Annotated in this window: 9 protein-coding genes; all 9 read left to right on the top strand. The window is 62.2% G+C overall.

Annotation, left to right across the window (positions count from 1 at the left end; translation table 11 throughout):
• Nucleotides 1–268 precede the first annotated feature (268 nt).
• Complete coding sequence (gene fabD, locus QZ564_RS18505; RefSeq protein ID WP_297113287.1) at nt 269–1,219, top strand: ACP S-malonyltransferase; 951 nt, start codon at nt 269–271, stop codon at nt 1,217–1,219.
• Nucleotides 1,220–1,276: 57 nt separating this feature from the next.
• Nucleotides 1,277–2,014 carry a 3-oxoacyl-[acyl-carrier-protein] reductase gene (gene fabG, locus QZ564_RS18510; RefSeq protein WP_297113289.1) on the top strand — a complete coding sequence of 246 codons (738 nt, stop codon included), beginning with the start codon at nt 1,277–1,279 and terminating at the stop codon, nt 2,012–2,014.
• A 116-nt stretch (nt 2,015–2,130) separates the two neighbouring features.
• Entirely contained in the window at nt 2,131–2,460 is a 330-nt protein-coding gene (locus QZ564_RS18515) for a hypothetical protein (protein ID WP_297113291.1), read from the top strand.
• Nucleotides 2,461–2,819: 359 nt separating this feature from the next.
• Entirely contained in the window at nt 2,820–3,056 is a 237-nt protein-coding gene (locus QZ564_RS18520; RefSeq protein ID WP_046103861.1) for an acyl carrier protein, read from the top strand.
• Nucleotides 3,057–3,084: 28 nt separating this feature from the next.
• Nucleotides 3,085–4,347, top strand: coding sequence for a beta-ketoacyl-ACP synthase II (fabF, locus tag QZ564_RS18525; protein ID WP_297113305.1), 1,263 nt, complete (start codon nt 3,085–3,087; stop codon nt 4,345–4,347).
• Nucleotides 4,348–4,511: 164 nt separating this feature from the next.
• Entirely contained in the window at nt 4,512–5,642 is a 1,131-nt protein-coding gene (gene mltG, locus QZ564_RS18530) for an endolytic transglycosylase MltG (protein WP_297113297.1), read from the top strand.
• Nucleotides 5,639–6,526, top strand: coding sequence for a YicC/YloC family endoribonuclease (locus QZ564_RS18535; RefSeq protein ID WP_297113299.1), 888 nt, complete (start codon nt 5,639–5,641; stop codon nt 6,524–6,526). Before mltG ends, QZ564_RS18535 begins: the two co-directional genes overlap by 4 nt.
• Nucleotides 6,527–6,537: 11 nt before the next feature.
• Nucleotides 6,538–7,176 (top strand): guanylate kinase, encoded by a 639-nt coding sequence (gmk, locus tag QZ564_RS18540; protein WP_297113301.1) that lies wholly within the window; start codon nt 6,538–6,540, stop codon nt 7,174–7,176.
• Between the two features lie 15 nt (nt 7,177–7,191).
• Nucleotides 7,192–7,702: MFS transporter (locus QZ564_RS18545; protein ID WP_297113303.1), on the top strand; the 511-nt coding region annotated here is incomplete at its 3' end.

Raw genomic sequence — 7,702 nt, forward strand, 5'->3', positions numbered from 1 at the left:
CCCTTCGAAGCCGGAAAGGCGTCAAAGCAGTCTTGCAAAGAGCGGGAACACGGGAGGCCGGGTCCGCCGGACCCTGTCTTTGCCAAAGCAAAGACCCTCCGTTCAGCCCCCGGCCAAACGAATTGCTGGCGCGGCTATAGAGGAAACAGGGGGCAATGGCAAGCGGCGCGTCCGTTTGCCTTGACTTCGTCAGACACTCCCGGCAAAGCGCCCGGCAACTGGACAGTCTGCTTGCGGCTTGTCACATTGTCTCGAAAAGGGATCGATCATGTCCATTTCCGCTTTCACCTTCCCCGGGCAGGGCAGCCAGGCTGTCGGCATGGGCAAGGATCTCGCCCATGAATATGCCGAAGCGCGCGCCGTATTCCAGGAAGTCGATGAGGCCCTGGGCGAGCGCCTCTCGGCCACCATGTTCGAGGGGCCCGAGGACATTCTGCGCCTGACCGAAAACGCCCAGCCGGCGTTGATGGCCGTCTCCGTGGCTGTGGTGCGCGTCCTCGAGTCCAAGGGTATTTCCCTGCGGGACCATGCCAAGTTTGTCGCCGGCCATTCGCTGGGCGAGTATTCGGCCCTCTGTGCCGCCGGGACATTCAGCCTCACCGATGCGGCTCGCCTGCTGCGTACGCGCGGACAGGCCATGCAGAAGGCCGTTCCGGTCGGCCATGGTGCCATGGCAGCTCTGCTCGGCCTTGACCTCGACACCGCCAGGGAAGTCGCCGCGGAAGCGGCGCAGGGCGAGATCTGCGACGTCGCCAATGACAATGCGCCCGGGCAGGTCGTCGTCTCCGGCGCGACTGCCGCCATCGAGCGAGCTGTCGAAATCGCCAAGGCCAAGGGCGCCAAGCGCGCCCTGCTGCTGCCGGTCAGCGCGCCCTTCCATTGCTCACTGATGCAGCCTGCGGCCGATGCCATGGCGGCCGCGCTGGGGGAAGTGGAGATGAAAGCGCCGGCGGTGCCGCTGATCGCCAATGTGCTTGCTGCCCCGATTTCCGATCCCGCGGAAATCCGCCAGCGCCTGGTCGAGCAGGTCACCGGTGTTGTGCGCTGGACCGAGAGCGTGAGCTGGCTGACCACTGCGGGCGGCGTTGCCAATCTGGTTGAACTGGGCTCGGGCAAGGTGCTGACCGGGCTGGCCAAGCGCATTGCGCCTGACGCCACCGCCCAGGCCGTCAACACGCCTGCAGATATCGATGCCTTCGTGTCCCAGCTGGGCGCCTGAACTCCCTGAATCAAAATCTTAAGCGCTTGAATCGCTTTCTCCCCGGAGGAGACCTAAATGTTTGATCTTTCTGGTAAACGCGCTCTTGTAACGGGCGCCAGCGGCGGTATAGGTCGCGAAATTGCCAAGGCGCTGGCCGCAGCCGGAGCGACCGTTGCCCTGTCCGGCACCCGCGTCGGCGCCCTTGAGGATACGGCCACGGAGATCGGCAAGGACTGTCCGATTCTGCCGGCCAACCTATTTAAGCTTGATGAGGTCGACAAGCTCATTCCCAATGCCGAGGCGGCCATGGGAGGCGTCGACATCCTGGTCAACAATGCCGGGATGACGCGTGACAATCTCTTCATGCGCATGAAGGACGAGGAATGGGACGACGTCATTGCCGTCAACCTCACTGCTGCCTTCCATCTCAATCGCGCCGTGCTGCGCGGCATGATGAAGGCGCGCTGGGGCCGCATCATTGGCATTTCCTCGGTGGTCGGCGTCATGGGCAATCCGGGGCAGGGCAACTATGCCGCCTCCAAGGCGGGCCTGATAGGCATGAACAAGGCACTGGCTTATGAAGTTGCCAGCCGCAATATCACCGTCAACTCGATCGCTCCGGGCTTCATCGCCTCGGCCATGACCGACGAGCTCAATGACAAGCAGCGTGAGTCGATCCTGTCCACGGTTCCGGCGGGACGCCTGGGCACGGCGCAGGAAGTGGCCGGTTGCGCCGTTTTCCTCGCCAGCGATGCCGCCGCTTACATTACGGGCCACACGCTCAACGTGAATGGCGGCATGGCTATGATCTAGGCGCAAAGCGCCTGGAGCCAATGCTGCAATTAAGGGCGCGGCAGCTTCAGCGCAGGCATAGAACGGACAAGCTGGTTTGGGGCTTCGTCAAATAGGCCATCGATCAGGGGGTAAGGATGACGGGCTGGGTTAGGGCTTTCATATGCGGAATAGTGTTTTCAACTATATTAGCCGCCCCCGCTTATGCGCAGGCCGCTAGTGGGCCATTTGATTCTGGCGTAACATTTGTAGTTCTCGGGGTTGTGGCAATTATCATCGGTGCTTTTGCCGCCTATGCGGTGCACTTTAAACTCAGCGTGTCTAGAACTAACGAGCAAGGCGTAGAGATTTACCGAAACTCTGGTGATTATCTCAAGAACGTTGCTCTGAACATATTGGCAGGGGTCTTGTTGGTTGCTTGGTTTATCGGTGCGTTCATTCTGATTTTTGTGGGGATAAGCATCTGAATCGTCTGCATAGTCCGGCGGAGCGAACTTCGCAGAAGAGGGAAGCAGATCAGTTGGCGGAAGTCCACCAGTCCTTGGCCTGCACCAAAGTGGGCAGTCGGGAAGTTGAGAACCATGTCGACTTGCATCAGTTGCCAAGATTTCCGTGGCGAAAGCCTTGGAAACCGGGCTGGACGCGGCTGGCTATCGCGGAAAAAACGTGATACCCCCCGCCCCGGTCCAACTTGCCGGCCTGCCTTGCGGGCGCCTGGAAGGCCGCATACATTGCCCCTGTGCAAACCAACACTGCGCTTGATGATTTGGCTTTGCGCCAATAAGAAGCGAACTGAAACGTCGATTTCTAAAAAGGGAAGTCAAATATGAGCGATGTCGCTGATCGGGTCCGCAAGATCGTTGTGGAACACCTCAATGTGGATGCCGAGAAGGTCACTGAAAAGGCCAGCTTCATCGACGATCTGGGTGCGGACTCCCTGGATCAGGTCGAACTGGTGATGGCTTTCGAGGAAGAATTCTCCGTCGAGATTCCCGATGACGCCGCCGAGTCGATCCAGACCTTTGGCGATGCGGTCGCTTTCCTGACCAAGGCCACCAGCTAAAGCTGGGGCTAGGCCGCTGACCATGGAATTGCGCCGAGTCGTCGTCACCGGACTGGGTCTTGTCACGCCGCTTGGCTGCGGCGTCGATGCGACCTGGGCCAATATCCTAGCCGGCAAGAGCGGCGCCAAGCGCATCGACGACTTCGAGGTCGACGATATTGCGTGCCAGATCGCTCACCGCATTCCGCTCGGGGACTATGCCGATGGCAAGTACAACCCCGATGAGTGGATGGAGGTGAAGGAGCAGCGCAAGGTCGATCCTTTCATCGTCTATGCCATGGCTGCGGCCCAGCAGGCGATTGATGACGCCGGCGTCGAGCCCAAGACCCAGGAAGAGCAGGAGCGCACTGGCGTCCTGATCGGCTCGGGCATTGGCGGCATTGGCGGCATCTACGATGCCTCGATCACGTTGCATGAAAAGGGGCCGCGTCGCATTAGCCCCTTCTTCATTCCCGGTCGCCTGATCAACCTCGCCGGTGGCCAGGTGTCTATCCGTTTCGGCCTCAAGGGCCCGAACCACTCGGTGGTCACGGCCTGCTCGACCGGTGCCCATGCCATTGGCGACGCTGCCCGTCTCATCGCCCTGGGTGATGCCGACGTGATGGTTGCCGGTGGCACGGAAAGCTGCGTCAACCGGCTGTCGCTGGCCGGTTTCTCCGCCGCCCGGGCGCTTTCGACCGGCTTCAATGACAATCCCACCGCCGCCTCCCGGCCCTATGACAAGGATCGTGATGGCTTCGTCATGGGTGAGGGTGCCGGTATTGTCGTGCTGGAAGACTACGAACGGGCCAAGGCCCGTGGCGCCAAGATCTACGGCGAAGTGATCGGCTATGGCCTGTCGGGCGATGCCTATCACATCACTGCACCGTCGCCCGACGGCAACGGCGGTTTCCGCGCCATGAGTGCCGCCGTCAAGCGCGCCGGCATTTCACCGGCCGAGATCGACTACATCAACGCCCACGGGACCTCGACGCCGCTCGGCGACGAGATCGAGCTGGGTGCGGTGACCCGCGTTCTGGGTGATGCCGCCAAGGGCACGGTGATGAGCTCGACCAAGTCGGCCGTCGGTCACCTGCTGGGTGCGGCTGGCTCGGTGGAAGCCATCTTCTGCCTGCTCGCCATGCGCGACGGCATTATCCCGCCGACCCTGAACCTCGACAATCCTTCGGTGGAGACCGAGATCAATCTGGTGCCGCACAAGGCGATCCGGAAAGAGGTCAATGTGGCGCTGTCCAACAGCTTCGGCTTTGGCGGCACCAATGCCACGCTGGTGATGCGCAAGGTCAGCTAAAGTTTTCCACGAATTGTAAGGGGCACATCGCACACGCCTGCGATGTGCCCCTTGTCTTTGCGCGCTTCCATTGCGAACAATGCCGGCGCCCCGCCACAGTTTGGCGCAAGATCAATGACAACAAGGGCACTCAGGCCCCTTCAATCGCGAGTGACAGGGAAACGATGAACGACCGCAGGAATCGGCGCCGCCGCCGCTCGGGCAATGGTTTGATCGACGTGTTGAATGGCCTGCTGACCTTGCTGGTCATTGGCCTGGTGGTTGTCGGTGGTGGTCTGTTCTATGTTGCATCGCAATATTATGGCGACGGCCCGACCCGCGAGGATCGCGTCTTCCGCGTGGAATCGGGCAATACGCTGTCCACCACCGCCAACCGGCTCGAAGAGCAGGGCTTCATCACCAACTCGATGATCTTCAGCCAGTTCGGCAGCCGGGTGGAAGAGAGCGCGGTCGTCAAGGCGGGCGATTTCAATATCCCCGCCGGCGCATCCATGTCCGAGATTCTCAAGGAACTGACGCAAGGCAATCCCCTGCGCTACGCTGTCACCATTCCCGAGGGCTGGACGGTCTGGCAGGCTATTCAGCGCTTGAACGCCGACGACCGCCTGACCGGATCCATCGACCAGTTGCCGCCGGAAGGCTCGATCCTGCCGGGCAGCTATGACTATACGCCCGGCGATACGCGTCAGTCCGTTCTGGATGAAATGCAGCTGGCCATGACCCAGGCGCTCGCCGAGGTTTGGGAAAGCCGCCAGCCAGACCTGCCGCTCGAGTCTCCAGCCGAACTGCTGATTCTCGCCTCCATTGTGGAAAAGGAAACCGGCATCGCCTCGGAGCGGCCGCAGATCGCGGCGGTGTTCGTCAACCGCATCCGCGAGGGCATGCGCCTGCAGTCGGACCCGACCATCATCTACGGCATCACGCTGGGACAGGCGACTCTCGACCGCGGCATCCGTCGCTCTGAAATCGAAGAGCAGACGCCCTACAATACCTACCAGATCGATGGCCTGCCGCCGACGCCGATTGCCAACCCGGGCATTGAAGCCTTGCAGGCGGTCGCCAATCCGGACAGCCACGACTATTTGTATTTCGTGGCCAAGGGCGCGACGCCGCGCGAGGGTCATGTCTTTGCCGAGACCTATGCCGAGCATCAGCAGAACGTGGCGCGCTATCGGGAGATCGCCGCCGAAGCCGCTGCCCAAGCCGAAGCCGAGGCCGAGGCAGCCCGCCGGGCCCTCGAGGCCGCCGAGGCCGAAGAGGTCACGACAGGCACAGACGGCGAAACTGCCCAGTGAGTGCAGCGCTCTCCAGCATGACCGGATTTGCCCGCACGGAGCGGCATATCGGAGGCATGCGGCTGCAGCTGGAACTGAAGTCGGTCAACGGGCGCGGACTTGATCTGCGCCTGCGCTTGGCTCCCGGTCTTGAGGCCGCCGAAATTCCGCTGCGCCAGCTGCTCTCGAAGTCGCTCAGCCGGGGCTCGATCAACCTGACGGCCACACTGACGCACATATCGGGTCCGGGTGCCGTGCGGCTCAACGAGGCGGCGCTGGCGACCGTGCTCGCCGCCATCAAGACAGTGCAGTCTGAGGTGACCACCGAACTCCCGCGGCCCGAGGGCATTCTCGCCTTGCCTGGCGTAATGGAGCTGGATGAAGGGGGCGCGGCAACCGATGAGGATGAGCGCATAAGGCTAGTGCTGGAGTGCGCCAGCGAGGCGATCACCCGCCTGCAAGCAGCCCGGCGCCAGGAGGGGGCCGCCATTGCCGCTGTTCTGCAGGGGCATCTGGATACAATTGCCAGCCTTGCGCAGCGCGCCGAAACCCATCCCGCTCGAAGCCGAGCCGCAATAGCAGCAAAGCTGGATGAGCAACTTGTCGCCTTGCGCCAGGATACGAGCCTGCCTCAGGACCGGCTGGCGCAGGAGGCGTTGCTCCTGGCCACCAAGGCGGACATCCAGGAAGAGCTCGACCGGCTGAGCGCCCACGTGGCCGCCGCCCGCAAACTGATCGCCGAGGGCGGCCCTGTCGGTCGCCGGCTCGATTTCCTCGCCCAGGAATTCAATCGCGAAGCCAATACGCTCTGCTCCAAGGCAAACGCAGTGGACCTCACCGCCATCGGTCTTGACCTCAAGGCGGTGATCGATCAACTACGCGAGCAGGTTCAGAACGTCGAATAGAGTTGGGTCAGATGGAATTTCAGCGCCGCGGCGTCATGCTGGTGATTGCCTCGCCCTCGGGCGCCGGAAAGTCCTCGATCTCGCGCTCGCTGTTCGGGGCCGACCCCAATATCAAGCTCTCGGTTTCGGTCACCACCCGCGCCCGGCGCACCGATGAGGTGCATGGCAAGCACTATTACTTCATCGACGTCGAAACCTTTCACAAGATGCAGCGCGACGGGGAATTGCTCGAAAGCGCCGAGGTGCATGGCAATTTCTACGGCACGCCGCGCGCCCAGGTGGAAGAGCAGCTCGCCGCCGGCAACGATATCCTCTTTGACATCGACTATCAGGGCACACTGCAACTCTATGAGAAGTGCCGCGCCGACATGGTCACGGTGTTCATCCTGCCGCCCTCGATCAAGGAACTGCGAGCCCGCCTGGAACGCCGCGCCCAGGACAGCGTCGGCACCATCGAAAAGCGCCTGCGCAACGCCCGGATCGAGATGGAGCATTTTGACGAGTATGACTATGTCATCGTCAATCGCGACCTGGAGGAATCGGTGGCCCGCGTCCGCGCCATTCTCGCCTCGGCCCGATTGAAGCGCGAGCGACAGATCAATTTGCCGAGTTTTGTCAAGGACTTGCAGAGCCAGATCGATTCTCTCTAGGAGGCTGTTGAATCGATGGTCGAGGGTCGGGACGCGATCCAGGTGAATGCGCTCCCCGCCATCCGCCGCGGTACGCCGGAATTTCTCCGCGCCAATATCGCCTTCTTCCTCGCCGCCTTTTCCGTTTTTGCCTCGCTCTATTCGGTCCAGCCGCTGCTGCCCATGTTCGCGCAATATTGGGTGCGCGACGCCGGCACCGCCTCGCTGGCCCTGTCGGCCACTACGGCCACCATGGCGCTTGCATTGATCCCCGCCAGCCTCCTGGCCGACCGGCTCGGCCGCCGCCGCCTCATCGTCGGGGCGCTGCTGACCACGGCCATCCTGGGCGCCGCTCTGCCTTTTACCCAGGTCTGGTGGCAGCTCATCGTCCTGCGCACGCTGATGGGACTGACGCTCGCCGGTATTCCCGCGGTGGCCATGGTCTATCTCTCCGAAGAAATGGACCCCGACGCACTCGGCTTTTCCATGGGCCTCTATATCGGCGGCACAGCCATTGGCGGCATGGCGGGCCGGGGCATTTCCGGGG

It is taken from the genome of uncultured Devosia sp., from assembly GCF_913055165.1.
GTDB lineage: Bacteria > Pseudomonadota > Alphaproteobacteria > Rhizobiales > Devosiaceae > Devosia.

Excerpts from the sequence above, each read along its gene's own strand:
- fabD (WP_297113287.1), top strand. The coding sequence starts at position 269 with ATGTCCATTTCCGCTTTCACCTTCCCCGGGCAGGGCAGCCAGGCTGTC.
- fabG (WP_297113289.1), top strand. The coding sequence starts at position 1,277 with ATGTTTGATCTTTCTGGTAAACGCGCTCTTGTAACGGGCGCCAGCGGC.
- QZ564_RS18515 (WP_297113291.1), top strand. The coding sequence starts at position 2,131 with ATGACGGGCTGGGTTAGGGCTTTCATATGCGGAATAGTGTTTTCAACT.
- QZ564_RS18520 (WP_046103861.1), top strand. The coding sequence starts at position 2,820 with ATGAGCGATGTCGCTGATCGGGTCCGCAAGATCGTTGTGGAACACCTC.
- mltG (WP_297113297.1), top strand. The coding sequence starts at position 4,512 with ATGAACGACCGCAGGAATCGGCGCCGCCGCCGCTCGGGCAATGGTTTG.
- gmk (WP_297113301.1), top strand. The coding sequence starts at position 6,538 with ATGGAATTTCAGCGCCGCGGCGTCATGCTGGTGATTGCCTCGCCCTCG.